The organism is Phenylobacterium sp. (assembly GCF_036264965.1).
Taxonomy (GTDB): domain Bacteria; phylum Pseudomonadota; class Alphaproteobacteria; order Caulobacterales; family Caulobacteraceae; genus Phenylobacterium.
On the sequence record NZ_DATAPY010000174.1, the window covers coordinates 1 to 20,488 of the forward strand.

Annotated in this window: 20 protein-coding genes; 8 read left to right on the forward strand and 12 right to left on the reverse strand. The window is 68.1% G+C overall.

The window, feature by feature from the left end; all coding sequences use genetic code 11:
* Window positions 1-230: 230 nt before the first annotated feature.
* The 4 genes from grxD to VHS75_RS22705 are packed head-to-tail and all read right to left on the reverse strand — an operon-like array spanning window position 231 to window position 2,015.
* Complete coding sequence (gene grxD / locus VHS75_RS22690) at window positions 231-575, reverse strand: Grx4 family monothiol glutaredoxin (protein WP_329640904.1); 345 nt, start codon at window positions 573-575, stop codon at window positions 231-233.
* 59 nt (window positions 576-634) lie between these two features.
* A complete protein-coding gene (locus tag VHS75_RS22695; protein WP_329640905.1) occupies window positions 635-868 on the reverse strand; it encodes a BolA family transcriptional regulator in 234 nt (77 codons plus the stop codon).
* A gap of 31 nt (window positions 869-899) precedes the next feature.
* Complete coding sequence (locus VHS75_RS22700) at window positions 900-1,481, reverse strand: LysE family translocator (RefSeq protein ID WP_329640906.1); 582 nt, start codon at window positions 1,479-1,481, stop codon at window positions 900-902.
* A 48-nt stretch (window positions 1,482-1,529) separates the two neighbouring features.
* Window positions 1,530-2,015, reverse strand: a complete 486-nt coding sequence (locus VHS75_RS22705) for a DUF1579 domain-containing protein (RefSeq protein WP_329640907.1) — start codon at window positions 2,013-2,015, stop codon at window positions 1,530-1,532.
* Between the two features lie 397 nt (window positions 2,016-2,412).
* On the opposite strand from VHS75_RS22705, the gene VHS75_RS22710 reads away from it, so the two are divergent.
* The gene (locus VHS75_RS22710; RefSeq protein WP_329640908.1) at window positions 2,413-2,718 is read left to right on the forward strand and encodes a hypothetical protein; all 306 of its coding nucleotides are present in this window, start codon (window positions 2,413-2,415) and stop codon (window positions 2,716-2,718) included.
* A gap of 550 nt (window positions 2,719-3,268) precedes the next feature.
* On the forward strand, window positions 3,269-3,997 hold the full coding sequence (locus VHS75_RS22715; RefSeq protein ID WP_329640909.1) for a hypothetical protein: 729 nt from the start codon (window positions 3,269-3,271) through the stop codon (window positions 3,995-3,997).
* A gap of 116 nt (window positions 3,998-4,113) precedes the next feature.
* Here VHS75_RS22715 and VHS75_RS22720 read toward each other — a convergent pair whose 3' ends face one another.
* Both VHS75_RS22720 and VHS75_RS22725 read right to left on the reverse strand, forming a co-directional pair.
* On the reverse strand, window positions 4,114-4,803 hold the full coding sequence (locus VHS75_RS22720; protein WP_329640910.1) for a gamma-glutamyl-gamma-aminobutyrate hydrolase family protein: 690 nt from the start codon (window positions 4,801-4,803) through the stop codon (window positions 4,114-4,116).
* The gene (locus tag VHS75_RS22725) at window positions 4,800-5,810 is read right to left on the reverse strand and encodes an alpha/beta hydrolase (RefSeq protein WP_329640911.1); all 1,011 of its coding nucleotides are present in this window, start codon (window positions 5,808-5,810) and stop codon (window positions 4,800-4,802) included. The genes VHS75_RS22720 and VHS75_RS22725 overlap by 4 nt, the downstream gene beginning before the upstream one ends.
* Before the next feature lie 106 nt (window positions 5,811-5,916).
* Between VHS75_RS22725 and VHS75_RS22730 the strand changes: the two genes are divergently transcribed.
* Together VHS75_RS22730 and VHS75_RS22735 are read left to right on the forward strand one after the other, a co-directional pair.
* On the forward strand, window positions 5,917-6,834 hold the full coding sequence (locus VHS75_RS22730) for a LysR family transcriptional regulator (RefSeq protein ID WP_329640912.1): 918 nt from the start codon (window positions 5,917-5,919) through the stop codon (window positions 6,832-6,834).
* A gap of 155 nt (window positions 6,835-6,989) precedes the next feature.
* A complete protein-coding gene (locus VHS75_RS22735) occupies window positions 6,990-7,253 on the forward strand; it encodes a hypothetical protein (protein WP_329640913.1) in 264 nt (87 codons plus the stop codon).
* Window positions 7,254-7,415: 162 nt separating this feature from the next.
* Here VHS75_RS22735 and VHS75_RS22740 read toward each other — a convergent pair whose 3' ends face one another.
* Window positions 7,416-8,648 (reverse strand): serine hydrolase domain-containing protein, encoded by a 1,233-nt coding sequence (locus VHS75_RS22740; RefSeq protein WP_329640914.1) that lies wholly within the window; start codon window positions 8,646-8,648, stop codon window positions 7,416-7,418.
* Between the two features lie 91 nt (window positions 8,649-8,739).
* On the opposite strand from VHS75_RS22740, the gene VHS75_RS22745 reads away from it, so the two are divergent.
* The 4 genes from VHS75_RS22745 to VHS75_RS22760 all read left to right on the forward strand — a co-directional run bounded on the left by VHS75_RS22745 (window position 8,740) and on the right by VHS75_RS22760 (window position 10,759).
* Window positions 8,740-9,219, forward strand: coding sequence for a CinA family protein (locus VHS75_RS22745; RefSeq protein WP_329640915.1), 480 nt, complete (start codon window positions 8,740-8,742; stop codon window positions 9,217-9,219).
* Between the two features lie 60 nt (window positions 9,220-9,279).
* Complete coding sequence (locus VHS75_RS22750) at window positions 9,280-9,810, forward strand: hypothetical protein (protein ID WP_329640916.1); 531 nt, start codon at window positions 9,280-9,282, stop codon at window positions 9,808-9,810.
* A 115-nt stretch (window positions 9,811-9,925) separates the two neighbouring features.
* Window positions 9,926-10,294 carry a hypothetical protein gene (locus VHS75_RS22755; protein WP_329640917.1) on the forward strand — a complete coding sequence of 123 codons (369 nt, stop codon included), beginning with the start codon at window positions 9,926-9,928 and terminating at the stop codon, window positions 10,292-10,294.
* Between the two features lie 3 nt (window positions 10,295-10,297).
* Window positions 10,298-10,759, forward strand: a complete 462-nt coding sequence (locus tag VHS75_RS22760; protein ID WP_329640918.1) for a hypothetical protein — start codon at window positions 10,298-10,300, stop codon at window positions 10,757-10,759.
* Between the two features lie 12 nt (window positions 10,760-10,771).
* On the opposite strand, the gene VHS75_RS22765 is transcribed toward VHS75_RS22760, so the two are convergent.
* From VHS75_RS22765 to VHS75_RS22785, 5 genes are all read right to left on the reverse strand, one after another.
* On the reverse strand, window positions 10,772-11,914 hold the full coding sequence (locus VHS75_RS22765) for an alanine racemase (protein ID WP_329640919.1): 1,143 nt from the start codon (window positions 11,912-11,914) through the stop codon (window positions 10,772-10,774).
* Window positions 11,914-14,115, reverse strand: coding sequence for a phosphoribosylformylglycinamidine synthase subunit PurL (gene purL, locus VHS75_RS22770; protein WP_329640920.1), 2,202 nt, complete (start codon window positions 14,113-14,115; stop codon window positions 11,914-11,916). Before purL ends, VHS75_RS22765 begins: the two co-directional genes overlap by 1 nt.
* Window positions 14,116-14,562: 447 nt before the next feature.
* Window positions 14,563-15,768 (reverse strand): acyl-CoA dehydrogenase family protein, encoded by a 1,206-nt coding sequence (locus VHS75_RS22775; protein ID WP_329640921.1) that lies wholly within the window; start codon window positions 15,766-15,768, stop codon window positions 14,563-14,565.
* 87 nt (window positions 15,769-15,855) lie between these two features.
* Window positions 15,856-17,307 (reverse strand): efflux transporter outer membrane subunit, encoded by a 1,452-nt coding sequence (locus VHS75_RS22780; RefSeq protein WP_329640922.1) that lies wholly within the window; start codon window positions 17,305-17,307, stop codon window positions 15,856-15,858.
* Window positions 17,304-20,483: an efflux RND transporter permease subunit gene (locus VHS75_RS22785; protein ID WP_329640923.1), complete on the reverse strand. Its 3,180-nt coding sequence runs from the start codon at window positions 20,481-20,483 to the stop codon at window positions 17,304-17,306. Before VHS75_RS22785 ends, VHS75_RS22780 begins: the two co-directional genes overlap by 4 nt.
* Window positions 20,484-20,488: the final 5 nt, after the last annotated feature.

Consider the following 20,488-nt stretch of genomic DNA (forward strand, 5'->3'; position numbering starts at 1 on the left):
ATCGCCGGATTGTACGGCGCCTGCCAGTGCTGCGCGGCGGTCCAGAAGACGTAAAAGTCGGGCGCGCCGTGGCCGATCCGGGCGGCTGACAGCGCATAGGCCGTCGCGAAGGCGAAGCACGCCAGCGCGAGGCGTATGCGCGTGTCTGGAGAGAGGGCCCGCATTGGGCCCGTTATCCATCAGCGGCTGCTAAGGAAGTCTTTGTAGCGGAAGGCTCGGCTTGGCGAAGACTAAGCCGCCAGCACGCCCTTTTCGATCAGCAATGGCTTCAGTTCGCCCGACTGGAACATCTCGCGCACGATGTCCGCGCCGCCGACGAACTCGCCCGCCACATAGAGCTGCGGGATGGTCGGCCAGTCGGAGAAGGTCTTGATGCCGTCACGCAGGGGATTGCTCTGCAGGACGTCGACGCCCACGAAGTCGGCGCCCAGGTGGTCGAGGATCTGCACGACCTGGGCGGAGAAGCCGCACTGCGGCTGTTCCGGCGCGCCCTTCATGAACAGCACCACGGGATGCTCCTCCACGGTCTTGGCGATGAAGGCGTGGACGGGATTGGCGGTGGCAGTGTCGGTCATGGAAAAGGCCCTTCGGCGCAAATTCGTCTTGCAAGAGCTAGGGAGCCGGCGGCCCCGGGTCAAGCCGGAGCGGAGGTCTCCAGCGCCAGGGCATGGAGTTCGCCGCCCATCTTGCCCTTGAGCGCGGCGTAGACCAGCTGGTGCTGGCGCACGCGGGGCAGGCCAGCGAAGGCGGTCGAGACGATCCTGGCCTTGTAGTGGTCCCCGTCGCCCGCAAGGTCCTCGATCTGGATCTCGGCGTCGGGAAAACCTTCGCGCAGGATGGTCTCGAGTTGGGTTTGGGCGATGGGCATGGCGCTGGCTTAGCGCCGCCGTCCGCGAAGCTCAATCGAAGACCCAGAGCAGGCTGACGCCGAAGGCGCCCATCAGCATCCCGGCCGCCCGGTCCAACGGCCGCTGGGCCCGCGCATAGGCCCCGGCCGCGCGGCGGGTGGAGAACATCCAGGCCATGGCCGTCTGCCAGGCCTGGCAGGTGACGATGCAGATGGCGACCGCGCTGACCCGCACCCAGACCGGTGTGTGCGGCCCGACGTAGGCCGAGAAGATGCTGGCGAAATAGAGCACCGACTTGGGGTTGGTCATATTGATCGCGAACCCCTGCCAGAAGGCGCTCCGCCAGCTGAGCGCCGGCGCCGGGCTGTCCGCCCCGTCGGCGGCCTGGATCGGCGTGCTCCAGAGCCTCCAGGCGAAGTAGAGCAGGTAGAGCCCGCCGCCCAACCGCAGGATCTTGTAGAGCCACGGCGCGGCGGCTAGCAGGGCGGCGAGGCCCACGGCGGCCAATGCGCACCACACCACGCAGCTTAAGGTCGTGCCGAGCCCCGAGGCTTCGGCCACGGCGCGGCCATGCTTCATGCCGAACCGCATCAGCATGAAATTGTTCGGCCCCGGTACGACGCAGGTCGCCACGCTGACCGCGAACAGCGAGGCGAGTGAGAGGAGGTTGGCGTCCAGGGCTCAACTCCCCACGCGGCTGAAATCCATGATCCAGTTTATCTCCCACGTGCGCCCTTCGTCGTAGGAAAACGCCTGCGACCAGCGCGCCGAACGCCCGTCGCCGTGGCTCCAATGGAAGGCCACTTTCACTGGGCGCCCATCGTCCAGGTCGACGCCGTAGAAGCGGCCGTCGCCACCCTCGAAACGGCCATAGACCGGCTCGCCCACCAGGCCATCGGTGCTGCTGACCCAGTGGATCGACCAGGTGCGGCGCGCGATGTCGAAGCTGCGGAAGGCCACGCCCTGGCTGCGCCGCGCCGGCATGTCGTTCTCCTCGACGTTGCACAGCCCGCCCATCAGGCCCCGGCACTGGGCCGTGCCGAAGAACTCCAGCCACTCCTCGCAATGCGCGCCGCGGCGCTTCAGCAGGCGATGCTGCACCGCCCACTGGCCGTAGAAGAAATCGAAGTCGTGCCGGCCGTCCTTGACGATCGCGATGGCGTTCATGGTCCTGCCCTCAGTTTGCAGGACAGGCTTAGCGAGGGCCTGCTGACAGCTTCATGTCAGCAGGCTGGCGCGGGGTGGAGCGAGCGGCCGAAAGCGAGCGTCCGCTTTGGGGGGTAGCGGACACCGAGCTGCCCACCTGACGGGTCTGAGCCTTGGGATCAACCGACGCCAAGACTTCGCTCCGACGCACTAGGAGGAGCTGCGCCCTCGTCGCTGGGGGAGGTTAGAGAATTCGGGAGAGAAGACTAGGAAAGTGATCTGGTGGCGTCCTTGAGGCGTTGCTGTAAGAACAAGCGTGGGCGATCATAATATTTTATGGTCGGAACGACACTTCACGGGCGGCGTTACATGGTCGTTGCTGGCCAAATGCCTGCAACACAACTCAAGGAGACCTATCATGATCCGGAAGCTATTAACCGGTATTGCGGCGCTTGCTCTAATGACGGGCCCCGCTTTAGCTCAGGATAGTCACTACGGCGATCGGGTCGCCGCAAACACCCTGAAGGGTGGTGCGGGCGGCGCGGGCTTGGGCGCCCTCATCGGATGCCTCGTGACGATTCCGATCGGCTGCGGCCCGGGCGCCGCGGTCGGCGCCGCCTGGGGCGGTGGTGGCGGCGCCGTGATCGGCGCGGCCTCGACGCGGGCGCCGCGGAGCGACTATCGGCCCCACGAAAGGGACTATCCGCCTCCCGAAGAACGCTGACGGAGCAGGGCGGGCGTAGCCGCAAGCCCTGAAGAAGCATCGAAGAAGCATGGGGTCCCGAGCGGCGGAGCTCGGGACCCTTCGCACAGCCGACTCGGCCGGGCTGGCTCCTACGCACAGCGGCGTTGGAGGCAAAGGTCGGCCTGGGACTACCGCTAGAACGCTATCCACAGCCAGCCACCGACTTCCGCTTACGATCGAATGCGCGCCTTGCCTCTGCGCTGCGCAAATGGACCTCCCATAGGGGCCGCTGCGGGGGACTCGGCCGTCGCAGGGGTGTGCGTCTGAGCGGAGGCGCTGAACGCCATTGGGGGCCACTGGCCTCGAGTCCGGGCTAGGTTTCGTCGCCTAACGGCGTTCTTGCCTGTTGCATTCCAGCGCGCTCCGCAGCCAAGCTGCCTTGGGCGCGGCCCTGCGGGCGCGCCTGGGCTAGCGCGGGGGACGCGCAAACAAAGGGGGAAATGGGATGGTGGCGGAAACAATCTCGGGCCCGGCGCCCGGCGCGGCGGTGGCGCGGCGGACACAGTTCTATCTCTGGATGGCGGTGGCGATGGCCGCCACGGCGTTCCTTGGTTTTGTCCCAACCTACTGGGCCCCGATGGCGCAGGGCCTGCCGGAGCGGATCGGCGTGCTCGCGATCCACGGCATGCTGTTCTTCGGCTGGACGCTGTTCGTGGTCTATCAGGTCTGGCTGGTTGGGTCCGGCAATGTCGCGCGCCATCGCGACGTCGGCATGATCGGCGTGTCGTTGGCGACCGCCATGGTGATCTTCGGCGTGCTGGCGGCGATCAACTCCGCCACCCGAGCCATCGGCTTGAACGCCGGCGCGGCCGGTGAAGCCTTCATCGTCGTGCCGCTGTCGGCGCTGCTTTCGTTCTCGGTGCTGGTGATCGCGGCCATCCTCAACATCCGTCGTCCGGAGTGGCACAAGCGCCTGATGCTGGCCGCCACGGCGGTCATCCTGGAGGCTCCGATCGCGCGTCCGTTCATCGTCTACCTCGTCATGGGCGGACACCCGCCGCCGTTCCACGGAACCGTGGGGCTCGCGGGCTTCAATGGCCCGCCGCCGCCCGTACTGGGCGTGCTGCCGCCCGCGTTGATCGGCCTGCTTTTCATTGTTGTCGGGATGGTTCGGGATTGGCGCGTGCTCGGCAAAGTGCATCCGGCCTATTGGTGGGCGGGCGGCTTTGCGCTCTCGGTGCTGGTGCTAAGGAACCCGCTCAGCGACACCCCGCTCTGGCACGGTTTCGCGCGGTCGCTGATATCGCTCGCGACCTAGCCGCCAAAAAAACGGACCCCGAGCAATCCAGGGCGTCTGCATTGGGTGAAAACGGTCTTAGGCGCCGCGCCCGAGAGCGGACCCGCGCAGCATCCGCGAGGGGTGTGATGCGGACCTCAACAGGCGCTTACAAGGCCGCGGAAGATTGCGTCGCCAGGATGTTCCTCCCCCGACAGAAGCTCTTGGTGCCACTGGAGCCCGATAGCGAAGGGATGGTCGGGCACTTCGATCGCCTCAATGACGCCGTCGCTCGCGTAGGCAGCGGCTTGGACGCCGCCGCCAAGCTCGACAATCGCCTCACGATGGAAGCTGTTCACAAGGAAGGAGGGTGCGCCTACGACCGTCCGTAGGCGTGAGCCGCCTGCAAGTGTGACCCAGTGCAACGTGTTCGGGCTGTCATGGTCCAGCGCGTCGGGATTGTCGGCTCGCAAATCAGGCGTCAGCCGCGATCCGTTCAGGCAGGCGATCATCTGCATGCCGGCGCAGATGCCAAGGATCGGCTTTCGGCGCTCGATACACCCGGTGACAATGGCCCGCTCCACCTCGAAACGCTCGCTAGGCGGCGCCTTCGACCTGCGCCCGGGAAGATACCAGCTCTCGGGATAGGCGAACCGCCCGCCACACGAGAGCACGGCGTCGAACTCCACCAGCACGGACTCAACGATCTCAGGAAAATAGGGAATGCCGAAGGGCAGGCCGCCGGCATCTCGGATGGCCTGAAAATAGGCCTTAGAGGCCTCGTAGCGGCGGCCATCTCCGCTCGTGTTTTCATCCAAAATGACTGCGATCCGCGGACGCTTCGTCATCGCTCGGGCCCTCGGTCGAGTATGCCGATCGTGTGCAGCCACTGCTCCACCAGCTGCGGCCAGCGGCCGATCGGCAGGTTGGTCGCACGCAGGCCGAACGCATGGCCGCCCTTGGCGTAGAGGTGCAATTCCGTGGGGACGCCGCCCTTTTGCAGGGCAACGTAGTAGGCGAGCGACTGCTCGACGCTGTCCACGTCATCATTCTGGGCCTGCAGCAGAAAGGTCGGCGGCGTGTCGGCGCGAACGCGGACGTCCGGACGAAGGCTCAGGTCCTCCGGGTTGCGGGTCGCGCGGCTCTCATCCTCGTGCGCCCACAGGTGGCCGGGATAGACGGCGATGGCGAAGTCCGGCCGGCAGCTCAGCGCGTCGGCGGCGTCGACCGGCCGATAGGCCCGCTGCCCGAAGTGCGTGCTGACGGCGGCCACGAGGTGGCCGCCGGCCGAAAAGCCGATCACGCCGACCTTGTGCGGATCGACATGCCACTGCGCGGCATGCTGGCGAACCAGCCCCAGCGTGCGCTGCGCGTCCTGCAGCGCCGTCTGGACCTTCGGGTAATAGCGATGGCCGTCGACAAGGGTGGGACCGGAGTTGGGCACCCGGTATTTCAGCAGCACGCAGGTCATGCCGCGCGAGGTCAGCCAGTCGCAGATCTCAGTGCCTTCCAAGTCCATGGCGAGAACCTGGTAGCCGCCGCCGGGAAACACCACGACGGCCACACCGGTGTTGTGGCCCTTGGGCGCGTAGACGGTCATCGTCGGCCGGCTGACGTGGGTGGACGCCCCCGACTCCGGCATCGGATCGGGGACCGCGTCCGGCGGCGTTCCGGGCCAGATTGGCGTCTGGACATGCCCGGGCGAGGGCTGCCAGACGGCGGCAGGCGCGGCAGGCGCGGCAGGCGCGGCAGGCGCAGTTGCAGCGGCGGAGCTGGTGAACGCGATCAGACAAGCGGCCAACAGCTCGCGGTGACCTGCCCGGCGCGAACGGCGTCGTTCCTCAAATTCACTCATGTGCGCCCTCCCAGGATGAGCTGGGGCTGACGGTCAACTGTTTCAGTCCCGCGCGGCAAAGGATAAGAACGCAGCCAAAGCATGAGGAAAAGTTGGGGCTGAGCCAATGCGCGCCACGATCCCCCTGAATGCGTTGCGGGCCTTCGAGGCCGCCGCGCGCCACCTGTCGTTCACCCGCGCGGCCGATGAGCTGTGCGTAACCCAGACAGCGATCAGCCATCAGGTGAAGGGCCTCGAACAGAGGCTCGGCATGCCCCTGTTCCGCCGCTCCAACCGAGGGCTGACGCTGACCGACGAGGGCCTGGGGCTTGCGCCCACTCTGTTTGAGGCCTTCGGCGCCATCGACCAGCTATTCGAGCAGTTTGATGCCGGCGGGGTGCGCGAGGTTCTCACAGTCAGCGCCGTGGGCACCTTCGTCGTCGGCGCGCTGCTTGAGCGCCTGCCCGCCTTCCGCGCCGCCCATCCCCTCGTCGATCTGCGCATCTTGACCAACAACAACAAAGTCGACGTGGTCGCCGAGGGATTGGACTATGCGATCCGTTTCGGCGACGGGGCCTGGCACGGCTGCGAGGCCGAATTGATCTGCGAAGCGCCCATGTCGCCACTCTGCGCTCCGCAGGTGGCGGAACAGCTTCGCGAACCGGCGGACCTGCTGCGCCTGCCGCTGCTGCGTTCCTACAGGCCGCAGGACTGGCTCGCCTGGTTCAAGTCGGCGGGATTGGAGGTGGTGAACTTGCGCGGCCCGATGTTCGACTCATCGCTGATCATGGTCCAGGCAGCGATCCGGGGCGAAGGTGTCGCGCTCGCCCCATACGGCCTGTTTCGGCGCGAGCTTGACGGAGGCCAACTCGTGCGACCCTTCCCGATCGACGCCGACGTCGGTGGCTATTGGCTGACATGGGTCAAGTCCCGCACGCTTTCCCCCGCGATGCAGGCCTTCCGCAACTGGCTGACCAGCGTGTATCTGGATGGGGAAGCCGGGGCGGCCGCCATGTCGCGGCAGGCGTCGGAGGTTGTCGGCTAACCAGCCGCCGAACAGTCCGGCGACGGCCGTAAGCCGGCATTGGTCTTGGTCCCCGAACCGGACGTTCCGAACTTCGGCTGAGGGTCGACAGAGGTCCTTGCCGTTCGCTCGAAAGCGAGGCCGACGGCGCTAGAAACTTGACTTTCGGCCTTGCTTTGTGTTCTTCTTTTGTTCATGTCTGGAACGAGGCCGAGGGCGATTCCGACGAATACGAGGTGCTGTTCGACGACCTCAACACCCGCCTGGAATGGGCGGCCGAGACGCCCGGCTTCGCGGACACCCCCGTGGAAGTCCTGGCCCGCCGCATCGCCGCCGATATGGGCCTCTCCGGCGAGCTCAGGTTCACCGCCTCGACGCCGGTGGTGTCGAGCGCGGATGGCCCCGCCAACCGAGCCCCCCAAGCCGCTGACACGGGGTAAGGCGTGGCCAGCGCAGCTGGCGATCGTCTGAAGAACCACCAAGACACCAAGGCCACCAAGTTGGACGCGAAACCGCGCGGCTTGCAACGATCTCTTGGAGCCCTTGGTGTCTTGGTGGTCGATCACGACGGCGCCTTCGGCGCCGGCGCAAGCTGCCTGTGCTCAGTCGATGATCGCCGAATAGATGATGCTCTTCAGCTGGCCGCGGAAGTTGAAGGTGCCCGACGGCATCAGCTGGGTCATGAAGACCACCGAGAGGTCCTCCTTCGGATCGACCCAGAAGATGGTCGAGGCGGCGCCGCCCCAATAGTAGTCGCCGACCCCGAGCGTTCCGGTCTGCACCTGGCCGAGCGTCGTGGCGAAGCCCAGGCCGAAGCCCACGCCCTCGTTGGCGGTCTCCGAGAACGTCCCCAGCGCCACCTGGGTCAGGTCCTTGCCGCCCGCCAGGTGGTTCATGTGCATGACCTCGATCGTCCGAGGGCCCAGGATCCGCGCGCCGTCCAGCTCGCCACCCCGACGCAGCATCTCGCAGAAGCGCAGGTAGTCGGCGGACGTGCCGGTGAGGCCGCCGCCGCCGGACTTGAAGGCCGGGTCCTGGGTGAAGTCGCTGGTCGTCGGGTCATCGATCAGCTTCAGCATCTTGTCGGGCCCGCGCTGATAGTTGGCGGCGAAGCGGTCGACCTTGTCGGGCGCCACGAAGAAGCTGGTGTCCTTCATGCCCAGGGGCTCGAAGATCTCCTCCTGCAGGTACTGCGCGAAGGGCTTGCCGGAGATGATCTCCACCAAGGCGCCGCAGACGTCGGTGGCGAGCGAGTACATCCAGGCCGTGCCCGGCTGGTAGCGCAGCGGCACCTGGCCGAGCTTGTCCATGAATTGGACCATGCTGTCCTCGCCGCCGCGGTTGCGGACCTTCAGCTCGCGGTAGATGCGGTCGATGGGGTGCTGGATGCCGACCCCAGGCAGGCCGCCGCCATAGGTCAGGCCGGCCTGGTGGGAGAGCACGTCGCGGAAGCTCACCGGCCGCGCCGGCGCCTCGGTCTTCATGTCCGCGCCTTCGCCGGAGACCCAGACGCGGTGGTCCTTCCAGGAGGGGACATAGCGGCTGACCGGGTCGTTGAGCTGGAAATAGCCCTTTTCATACAAGGTCATCAGCGCCACCGAGGTGATCGGCTTGGTCATGGAATAGATGCGATAGATGGTGTCGTCGGTGGTGGGCTTGGCGCGCTCCCGGTCCATCTGGCCGAAGGACTTGAAGTAGGCCAGGTGGCCGTGGCGCGCGACGCTGACCTGGCAGCCGGCGATCTTGCCATTGCCGATGTAGTTGCGCTCCAGATGCTCGCCGATGCGCTCCAGGCGTCCGGCGTCGAGGCCCGTCCACTGCGATTGGGCGTCCATGAAATATCCTCCCGGGAAAATGCTTGAGTGTTCTAATTGGCGGGCATCATGGGCGCCGATGGGGCGGCTCGCCAAGAAAAAGGAGATTGCCGTGGAGCAACTTGACGCGCTGGCGGCTGAGCTCGGCGAGCGGCTGAAGGCCGAGCGCCAGACCGTGGCGGTGGCGGAGAGTTCCTCCGGCGGCCTGATCTCGGCGGCCCTGCTCGGCGTGCCGGGCGCCTCGAAATACTATTTGGGCGGGGCGGTGGTCTACACCGGCAAGGCGCGGATGGTGCTGATGGATCTGCCGCGCGAGGCGGTGGCCGGCATGCGCTCCGCCAGCGAGCCCTATGCGCTGCTGCTGGCCCGCACCGCCCGCGAACGGTTCGGCGCCACCTGGGGGCTTTCCGAAACCGGCGCCGCGGGCCCGACCGGCAACGGCTATGGCGACGCGGCGGGCCACACCTGCATCGCCATTTCCGGGCCGGTGGAGATGGCCGTGACCCTCGAGACCGGCGAGAGCGACCGGGCGGCCAATATGATGGCCTTTGCCGCGGCGGCCCTGGAGCTGCTGAAGCGCGCGGTGGGGTAGCCTCGCAGAACCTCTCCGCCAATCAACGCTCTGGAAGCCAATTTTTCGTAAGGTCGAGCCATGAGGTTGGCGTCGACATCGATCCTGGCGGGCGCGGTCCTGGCTTTGGCGAGCCCGGTCCTGGCCGTGCGCCATGCTCCGCCGGCTGTGCCGGCGGAGGCTACGATCGCGGTGGTCAGCGCCGATGACGAGGCCGAGAAAGCCAACCCCGGCCGCCACCGCCGGCATGAACCCGAAGCGCCGCCGCCCGCGCCGTCGGACGACTTCAAGACCATGATGGACCAGGTGTTCGGCGCGGGGCGCTGGCGCCAGACCAGCGGCTATCGCACCGTCGCCCAGGAGAACGCCCTGCGCCGGGCCGGCGCCGGAACCGTGCCGGCCGGCCGCATCTCGCGCCACTCGGTCGGCGATCCGGACGCCCCGGGCGCCTATGACGCGGTGGTCGCCAAGCTGTCGCCCGCCGCGGCCGCCGCCAAGTTGAAGCGCGCGGGCGCGCCCTTCGCCAAGGTCGCGGCGGAAGGCGCCCATGGCCGCCAGGGCCCGCACCTGCACATTGAACTCGCCAGCACCCAGACGCCGGTGGAGAACTAGGCGGAGCTTCGCCGCCTGATCGCGGGCGAGACGCGACCTGCGATGGCTATGTTCGCATCCCGATGCGGTCTCACGCGTTACGCTATGCGAGAGATCACAGAATCGGAACCTGACGATGCGCAATATCTTCGCCCTGACCGCCCTCGCGGCAGTTATTTCACTGCCCCTGGCCGCCGGGCCGACCGACGCGAACGCCTCGTGTCAGGCGCGCAAGAACACAGGCACCCTGCTCGGCGGCGTCGGCGGCGCGCTGATCGGCAACTCGATTTCCAAGGGTGGCGGCGGCGCGATCATCGGCGGCCTGGGCGGCGCGGTGGTCGGCCACGAGATCGCCAAGGGCGGCTGCGGGTCTTCTCGCCGCACCGCCTATCGCTCGGACCGTTCGCGATATGTCGCCGAGCGGGGCGGCGAGCCGGCCCAGAAGATCTACTACGACCGGTACGGCAACGCGATCGTGCCGCCGGCGCCGGCCTACAGCCGCTAACCGATGAAAAGCTACGCCGCAGCCGCCGCGCTGACGCTTGCCGCCCTGAGCCTCGGGGCTTGCGAGCAACGCCACGAGATGGCCGCCAATCCGAAGGTCTGCGCCGACTTCAAACAGGCCAAGGCCGCGCCGATCGCGCCGGGCGCAGAAGGCGCCGCGCCGGTCGAGGAGTGTGTCAAACGCTGGGCCTACAGCCTCGCCGGCGCGCACGACGCCGCCGGGGCGGTGGCCGAGGCGGCCATGTCCGCTTGCGCCCCGCAGCTCTCGCGCTGGAACCAGCAGGCGCTCAGCCAGCCGGGTTCGGACGTCGAGGCCAACAGCATCACCACCGGCCAGCCGACCACGCCGCTGGCCGAACACAACGCCTTCGCCGCCAGCCGCGCCCTGTTCTACGTCGTCCAGGCCCGCGCCGGGTCCTGCGCGCCGCCGCCGACCACCAACGGCGTCCCCGACGGGATCAGCTAGGCGTCGCGGCCCTTACTGCGAGGCGCCGCGCGCTTCGACGGGAGCGATCTCCACCAGGACGTCGCTGCGGACCATGTGGATGACGTCGTAGCGATCGAGCGTCGGGTCGATGTGGCCCGGCGCGAAGTCGACCCGCTCGCCGCGGGCCACCGGCTGGCCCCCATCTTGGCTCAAGGGCGGCCGGGCCAGGCGTCCATGCTCGTCGCCGAAGTAGCGATAGGCGCAGTCCGCGAACTTCGACGTCAGGGCGACCGGCAAGGGGCCGTCGGTGGAAAAGGCCTTCAGCCCGCCGTCCACCGTGACCCAATCCGGATGATTGGCGGTGATGACGGTGGTCGCGATGACCAGGCTCTGTTCGAAGGCGCCGTCGGGATCGTCCTGCAGGGCCTCGCGGTAGTCGCGGTCCATGAACGGATATGAGCCGGGCTGCACCTCGGTGAGCACGCCCTGGGCGGCGTCGGCGGCGAAGGAGCCGGTGCCGCCGCCGGTGACCACGCCGATCGCAGCTCCGGCCTCGCGCAAGGCGGCGATGACGCCGGAGAGATAGGCCATGCCGTCGGCGACGGCGGCGGCCCGCGCATTGGCCCCCGCTATATGCTGCCAGTGGCCGCCGTAGCACTGCACGCCGAGCAGTTTGAGGTTCGGCTGAGCGGCGATGGCGCGGAACACCTCGACGGCCTGGGCGGCGTCGTGGACGCCGGTGCGGCCCATGCCGGGATCGACGTCGATCAGCACCTGGATGGGGCCCTGCGCCGCCGCGCCCAGCTCGGCGGCGCCGTCCGGGTGATCGACGACGATGCGGAAATCGGCGACCGCCTGGGCCAGGGCCGCGGCGCGCTGCGCCTGGACCGCGCCCGCGATGGGCGAGGTGACCAGGATCGCGGGCACCCCGGCGGCCACCATAGCCTCGGCCTCGGCGAGCTTGGCGCAGCAGATCCCGACCGCGCCGGCCTCGATCTGCCGGTGCGCGATGGCGGAGGTCTTGTGGGACTTCGAATGCGGACGGAGCGCCAGGCCGGCGGCCTTGGCGCGGGCGGCCATCTTGGCGATGTTGCGCTCGAAGGCGTCGAGGTCGAGGACCGCGGCGGGGGTGGGGATGAGCGCGCGGGAGCCGGGCTGGCCGATCAGGGCGGCGTCGGCGGAGCGGTTGGCCATCAGGCGCCCATATATCCCGGCATCCAGCCTTCGTGGGCGCCGCGCAAGGCTTCCAGGCTGAGGCTGAAGAGGCCGGGACAGGCCAGGTCGTCGCCACCGGCTTCGCCCACGACGCGGGCCGGGACGCCGCCGGCCTCGGCGGCGGCAAGCAGGGCCGACGCGCCGGTCGTGGCGACCAGATAGCGGGCCTGGTCCTCGCCGAACAGCCAGGCGTGGTCCGGCGCATCGGCGTCGGCCAGCAGCTGGGCGCCGACCTTCGACGCCAGCGCCATCTCGGCCAGGGCGGCGATCAGGCCGCCATCGGAAAGGTCATGCACCGCAGAGACTTGGCCGCATTGGATGAGGTTGCGCACGAAGTCGCCGTTGCGACGCTCGACCGCCAGATCGACAGGCGGCGGGGCGCCGTCCTCGCGGCCAAGGACCTCGCGCAGGTACATCGAGGCGCCGAGTTCGCCGACGGTCTTGCCGATCAGCACCAAGGTGTCGCCGGACTTCATCGAGCTGAAATCCGCCCGATGCGCGTAGTCGGCGATCAGACCGACGGCGCCGACCGTGGGGGTCGGCGGAATGGCCGCGCCGTTGGTCTCGTTGTAGAGGCTGACGTTGCCGCTCACGACGGGGAAGTCGAGGGCGCGGCAGGCCTCGGCCATGCCTTCGATGGCGCGCACGATCTGGCCCATGATCTCGGGACGCTCGGGATTGCCAAAGTTCAGGTTGTCGGTGATGGCGATGGGCTCGGCGCCCACGGACGTGAGGTTGCGCCAAGCCTCGGCCACGGCCTGCTTGCCGCCCTCGTAGGCGTCGGCCTGGACGTAGCGCGGGGTGACGTCGGAAGTCACGGCCAGCGCCTTCCTCGTGCCGTGGACGCGCACGATGCCGGCGTCGGCGCCGGTCGAGGAGTCTTCCAGCGTGTCGGCCATCACGTGGCGGTCATACTGCTCCCAGAGCCAGCGCTTGGAGGCCATGTCCGGCGCGCTCATCAGCTTCAGGACGGCGGCGGCGTAGTTCTTAGGCGCGGGCACGTCGGCGGCGGCGAGGCGCGGCTGCAGCTTCGGCGCGGTCCAGGGGCGATCGTAGAGCGGGGCGTCGTCGAACAACGGCGCCAGCGGCACGTCGCAGACCGTCTCGCCCTTGTGCCTCAGGACCAGGCGACCGGTGTCGGTGGTGTGGCCGATGGTGGCGGCGTCCAGGCCCCATTTGGCGAAGATGCGTTCGCCGTCGTGTTCGCGGCCGGGCTTCAAGATCGCCAGCATGCGCTCCTGGCTCTCCGAGAGCATCATCTCATAGGCGCTCATGCCCTCCTCGCGCTGGGGCACCCGGTCGAGGTCGAGTTCAACGCCGACGCCGCCTTTGCCGGCCATCTCGACCGAAGAGGAGGTGAGGCCGGCCGCGCCCATGTCCTGGATGGCGGCGACGGCGCCGGAGGCCATCAGCTCGAGTGTCGCTTCGATCAGCAGCTTCTCGGCGAAGGGGTCGCCAACCTGCACGGTGGGGCGCTTTTCGTCCGAGGCGTCATCGAACTCGGCCGAGGCCATGGTGGCGCCATGGATGCCGTCGCGGCCGGTCTTGGAGCCGAAATAGACCACCGGCAGGCCGGCCGCCGGCGCGGCCGAGTAGAAGATCTTGTCGGCGTCGGCCAGGCCCACGCACATGGCGTTGACCAGGATGTTGCCGTCGTAGCCGTGGTGGAAATTGGTCTCGCCGGCCACTGTGGGCACGCCCACGCAGTTGCCATAGCCGCCGATTCCGCTGACCACGCCAGCCACCAGGCGCTTGGTCTTCGGATGGCTGGGATCGCCGAACCGCAGGGCGTTCAGGAGCGCGATCGGCCGCGCGCCCATGGTGAAGACGTCGCGCATGATGCCGCCGACGCCGGTCGCCGCGCCCTGGTAGGGCTCGATGAACGAGGGGTGGTTGTGGCTCTCCATCTTGAAGATGCAGGCGTGGCCGTCGCCTATGTCGATGACGCCGGCGTTCTCGCCAGGGCCACAGATCACCTTAGGGCCGGTGGTGGGGAACTTGCCTAGGTGCTTCTTGCTGGATTTGTAGGAGCAGTGCTCGGACCACATCACCGAGAAGACGCCTAGCTCGACGTGGTTGGGTTCGCGGTTCAGGCGCTGGACGATGACGCCGTATTCAGCGGCGCTGAGGCCGAACTCGGCGGCCGTCTCGGCCATGGTCTTGGAAGGCTCGGCGCTCATGGCGGGCTTCTAGCCGGACTCGGGGCCGAGTGCGATAGGGGCAGGCCGCAAGATCGCGCTTGGGCGTGCGATGCCGCGTCGTCTTGCGATGAGGGAAAGGCGTCGGCCGACCTGCGCCCAATCAGGGGGCTGGGGGGGCTGTTCAGGATCCGACCGGATGCCGATCAGCCGACATCCCCCATAGACGGGCCTCATGTGTCCGCGCCTGGGTCCCAATGGGGCCATTTCGGGGCGTGTCGCGGCGAGCACAGCGGGCGGGCAACATTTCGCCTGCGACGTGTGGGCCCTTGCGCGGACCGGCGCCTTGGGTGAGCAATGTTGGCAACGGCGTTGGGTTTCCTGGCGCCGGGGCAAGGGGCCCCGCGGCGCTTCCCAGGATTCCGGTCCTGCGCGGTTCAATGGAAGCGGCAGAGGCCGCCCGCAAGGGCGGCCTTTCTTGTGTCCGGCTCAGCTTGACTGCGTGGTGTCCGGCAGGCCCAGGATGCGCTTGGAGATGATGTTGTTCTGAATCTCGGCCGAGCCGCCGTAGATCGACATCGCCTTGCCGGACAGCCAGCCGCGCACCGTCTCGATCTCCTCGCGGCTGAAATCCGCGCCGTCCCAGCCAAGGCCCTGCGCGCCCATGATCTCCAACGTCAGCTCGGCGCGGGTCTGGGCGACGTGGGTGGCTGAGTTCTTCAGCACCGAGGCGCCGTTGGTGGCGCCGTTGGCCTCCTTGGATTCGGCCATCACGCGCGCCAGCGTCAGGGCGTGCGTCCTGGCGTCCATTTCGTGACGCACGAGGCGGGTCCTGAGATCCGGGTCGGCGATGCGGCCGTCAGCGTCGACCTCGACATAGCGTTTGGCGATCTGGTTCAGCGGCGCCTGACGGCCGCCGCCGATGGCGCCGGTCTGGCTGGCCCGCTCGTGTTGCAGCAGGCGTTTGCCGACCGTCCAGCCCACGTTCAGCTGGCCGAGCAGCGCGTCCTTGGGGGCGACGGCGTCGGTGAAGAAGGTCTCGCAGAAGGGCGAGGCGCCGGCAATCAGCGCAATCGGCCGTGTCTCGATGGCCGGCTGATGCATGTCGACCAGCATGAAGGAGATACCGTCGTGCTTCCTGGCGGCCGGGTCGGTGCGGGTCAGCAGGCCGCACCAGTCGGAATACTGGGCGCCGCTCGTCCACGTCTTTTGGCCGTTGATGACCCAGTGGTCGCCCGTATCGACGGCCTTGGTCTGCAGGGAAGCGAGGTCGGAGCCGGCGTTAGGTTCGGAGTAGCCGACGCACCACTGCACGTCGCCGCGGACGATCGGCGGGATGTGCTGGGCCTTCTGAGCCTCGGTCCCGTAGTCGAGGATGGTCGGGCCGATCATAGTGACGCCCATGCCGAAGAGCAGGGGGTTGAAGGCGCCGATCTTGGCCATTTCCTGCGCCAGGACGCGGGTCTGGGCGGGCGAGAGGCCGCCGCCGCCGTACTGGGTGGGCCAGGTGGGCGTGGCCCAGCCTTTCTCGCCGATCGCCTTACGCCAGGCGACGAGGTCGGCGGGAGCCGACGGGCGCTCGGACATGGCCATTTGGCCCTTGCCGGCCAGCGCGATGGGGAAGGCCGCCTTCAGCCAGGCCGCAGCCTCCGCGCGGAAGTCCTCTAGCTCGATATCGGCGCCGAAGTCCGCCATAGCCGTATCTCCCTGTTCGTTGGGAGGCACCTTAGTCCCCGCGCGCGGCGCGGCAAGCATGCCCCGTCCCGCCTTCGCCGGGACGGATCAGCGCGGCAGGGTGAGCTTCGGCGCGGGCTTGGTGTCGATCAACTCGTCGCCGCCCAGGGTCCGGTAGAGGGTCACCAGGTTGTCGGCGCGGGTCAGGCGCGTCGAGGCCAGGGTCTGGCGGGCCGCGTAGAGGGTGCGCTGGGCCAGCAGGGTGTTCAGGAAGGGGTCGATCCCTTCCTGATAGCGCGCGGTGAATAGCGCCAGCTCGTCGGCGGAATCGCTCACCAGGTTGTTCTGGGCGGTGAGCTGGGCGGTGATCGTGCCGCGGCGGGCCAGGCCGTCGGAGACCTCGCGGAACGCCGTCTGGATCGCCAGCTGGTACTGGGCCACGGCGAGCTGCCGCTGGCCCTTGGCGAGGGACAGGTTGGCGATATTGGCCCCCCCGGCGAAGATCGTCTGGGCGGCGGAGCCGGAGACCGTCCAGTTGAAGTTCTTGCCGTTGAACAGCTGACCGAGCGCCGGACTGGCGACGCCGGCCAGGGCGGTCAGGTCGATGGTCGGGAAGAAGTTGGCGCGGGCGGCTCCGATCTGGGCGTTGGCGGCGCGCAGCTGGTACTCGGCCTGGACCACGTCGGGCCGGCGCAGCAGGATGCGGGAGTCTAGGCCCGCCGGCACCTCGGCGAGGAAGCTGTCCACGCTTTCGATGGAGGCCGGCAGGTCGGCCTCGGCCACCCGAGCGCCGACCAGCAGCTCCAGCGCATTGCGGTCCTGGGCCACGATGGTGGTCAGGTTGGCGACGTCGGAGTTGGCCTGCTCCAGGACGGTCTGGGCCTGGCGCAGGTCGGTGCGCGGGGCGATGCCGCCTGAGAGCCGCGCCTGGGTCAGGTCGACGGTCTTCTGGGCGCTGGTGACGGTGTCCCTGGCGATGGCCAACAGGCTGCGGTCGGTGGCGAGCGTCAGGTAGGCGTCAGCCACCTCGGCGACCAGGGTCAGTCGCGCCTGATGAACGCCCGCCTCGCTGGCGAAGTACTGGGCCTGGGCGGCGTGGGTCAGCGAGCGGATGCGGCCGAAAAGGTCGAGTTCGAAGGCGCTGAAGCCGACGTCAGCCTGATAGCTGCGGGTCGTCTCGCGCGGGGTCGTCACCGCGCCGCCGGGGCCGATCACCTGCGCCTTGCCGTGCGCTTCGGTCGCGCCGCCCGTGGCCTCAATGCGCGGCAGCAGCTCGGCGCGCTGCACGCGATACTGGGCGCGGGCGATGACCACATTGGCCATGGCGACCTGCAGGTCCTGGTTGTCGGCGATGGCGCGCACGATGATCGCCTGCAGGTGCGGGTCCTTGAAGACGTCGCGATAGCTGACCGAGGGCAGGGGCGGGGCTTGAGTCGTCGGATAGGCCTCACCCACGGGCCAGGCCTGCGGCACGGCCGGTGTCGGGCGCACATAGCGCGGCTCCAGGGTGCAGCCGGCGAGGACCGAACCGCTCAGCAGGACGGCGAGGAGCTTCCTCATGCCGGAGTCTCCTGCGGGGTCTCGCCGCCCTTGGCGTCGGCCTGTGGCGCGTGGCGCTTGTGGAAGACGCGGCGGACCAGGACGAAGAACATCGGCACATAGAAGATCGCCAGCACTGTGGCCGTCAGCATCCCGCCAATCACCGCGGTGCCGATGGCGATCCGGCTCTGGGCGCCGGCGCCGGTGGCGATGGCCAGGGGGAAGACCCCGAAGATAAAGGCCATGCTGGTCATCAGGATCGGGCGCAGGCGAAGCCGCGCGGCCTCCAGCGCCGCATCATATGGGCTGGCGCCTTGACGCTCGGCGGCCTCCGCGAATTCGACGATCAGGATCGCGTTCTTGGCCGACAGGCCCATGGTGGTGAGCAGGCCCACCTGGAAATAAACGTCATCGGTGAGGCCGCGGCCGGCCACCGCCAAGGCCGCGCCCAGCAGGCCCAGCGGCATCACCAGCATGACCGAGAACGGCACCGACCAGCTCTCGTAGAGCGCGGCCAGGCAGAGGAACACCACTAGCAGCGAGACGGCGTAAAGGATCGGCGCCTGACCGCCGGACAGCCGCTCCTGATAGGAAAGCCCGCTCCAGGCTACGGAGGTGCCGGGCAGCTTGGCGGCGATGGCAGTGATGTGGTCCATGGCCTCGCCGGAGCTTCTGCCCTCCGCGGCGTCGCCCTGAATCTCGTAGTTGGAGACGCCGTTGAAGCGGCCCAGCGTGTTCGGCGCCTGCGCCCAACCGATCTGCGCGAAGGCTGAGAAGGGCGCCATCGAGCCATTGGCTGAGCGGACGTACCAGGCGGCGAGGTCTTCCGGCCGGCTGCGGTACTGCTGGTCGGCCTGCACGAAGACCCGCTTCACCCGGCCACGGTCCACGAAGTCGTCCACGTAGTCGCCGCCCCAGGCGACGGTCAGCGTCTGGTCGACCTGGGCCTGCGCGATCCCGAGCGCGCCGACCTTCTCCTCGTCGATGTTGACGTTGAGCGTCGGATTGTCGTCGAGCGAGTTCTGGCGCACCCCGGTCAGCACCGGATCGTTGCGCGCCTCGCTCAGCAGCTGGTTCATCTCGGCTTTGAACTGCTGGCGGCTGAGCCCGCCGGAGTTCAGCAGCTCCATGGTGAAGCCGCTGGATTGGCCGAGGCCGCGGACCGGCGGCGGGTTGAGCGCGAAGAACTGGGCGTCGCGGAGCTGCCCGGCCATGGCCTTGGTGGCGCGCGCGGTGATCGCCGCGGCGGTGTGCTCCTTGCCCGTGCGGTCCTCCCAGGGCGCGAAGGAGATGAAGCCGCGGCCGGCGTTCTGGCCGGAGCCCTGATTGCTCTGACCGAGCACGGCGTAGACGGCAGTGGTGTCGGCCTTCTCCTGGGTCAGGAAGTAGTGCTCGACCTGCTCAACCGCCGCCAAGGTGCGCGGCATGGTGGCGCCGGGCGGCAGGGTGAACTGCAGCTGGGCGGTGCCCTGGTCCTCGACCGGCAGGAAGCTGGTGGGCAGGCGCAGGAACACGACCACCAGAAGCGCGACGAAAACCGCGTAGACGATCATCGCCAGGCTGATCTTGCTGATCACCCAGGCGACGCCGCGCCGATAGCGGTCGGCCATGTCGTTGAACCAGGTGTTGAAGCGGCCGCCGAACCTGGCGAGCGCGCGATCGAGCACATTGCCGGTGTGGTGCTCCTGGCCCGGCGGCTTCAGCAGAGTCGCGGCCAGGGCCGGCGAGAGCGTCAGGGCCACGAACACCGACAGCACCATCGACGAGACGATGGTGATCGAGAACTGACGATAGATCACGCCCACCGAGCCGCCGAAGAAGGCCATCGGCAGGAACACCGCCGAGAGCACCATGGCGATGGCGATCAGGGCGGTCTGCACCTGGTCCATCGACTTGATGGTGGCGTCCCTCGCGGAGATTCCGGGCTCCTCGGCCATCACCCGCTCGACGTTCTCGACGACCACGATCGCGTCGTCGACCAAGAGGCCGATGGACAGCACCAGGCCGAACAAGGTCAGCACGTTGATGCTGAAGTTGAAGATCGCCAGGATTCCGAAGGTGCCCAGCAGCACGACCGGCACGGCGATGGCGGGGATCAGGGTGGCGCGCCAGCTCTGCAGGAAGATGAACATCACGACGACCACCAGGATGATGGCCTCGATGAGGGTCTGCACCACCTCGCGGACCGACAGCTTGATGAAGGCGGTGGCGTCGTTGGGGAAGGCGTATTCGTAGCCGGGCGGGAAGGATTTCGCCTTGTCGGTGATGGCTGCGCGCACCAGTTCGGCGGTCTTCAGCGCGTCGGCGCCCGGCGACAGGTTGACGGCGATCCCCGAAGCCGGGTGGCCGTTCAGGCGGCTGGCCGTCGAATAGTTTTCGCTGCCGAGCTCGACGCGGGCCACGTCGCCCAGCAACACCTTGGACCCGTCGGTCTGGGTCTTGATGATGATCTTGCGGAACTGATCGGCGGTGGTCAGGCGCGAGTGCGCCGTGACTGTGGCGTTCAGCATCTGGGCGTTGCTGGAGGGCAAAGCCCCGATCTGGCCGGCTGCGACCTGGGTGTTCTGGGCCTGGATGGCGCTGATCACATCGCCCGGCACGGCGCCGACGCGCGTCAGCTTGTAGGGGTCCAGCCAGATGCGCATCGCGTACTGGGCGCCGAACACGCGGAAGTCGCCGACCCCGGAGATCCGGCCGATCGGTTCCTGCAGATTGGAGACCACGTAGTCGGAGACGTCGGCGCTGCTTTGCCGGTCGGTCTTGTCGTAGATCGAGGCGATCAGCAGGAAATCCGGATTGGATTTTGCAACGACCAAGCCCTGTTGCTGGACCTCCTGGGGCAGGCGCGGAATCGCCTGCTGCACCTTGTTCTGCACCTGGACCTGGGCGATGTCCGGATTGGTGCCTTTCACGAAGGTGACGGTGACGTTGACGTTGCCGGACGAGTCCGATGTGGACTGGAAATAGATCAGCCCGTCGATGCCGGTGAGCTGTTGCTCGATGATCTGGGTGACGCTGGCTTCCAGCACCTCCGCCGAGGCGCCCGGATAGGTGGTGCGGATATTGACCTGCGGCGGGGCGATATCGGGATATTGCTCGACCGAGAGCGCCCTGATGGACCCCAGGCCCGCCAGCATGATGACGATCGCGATCACCCAGGCGAAGATCGGACGATCGATGAAGATACGCGAGATCATCTGGG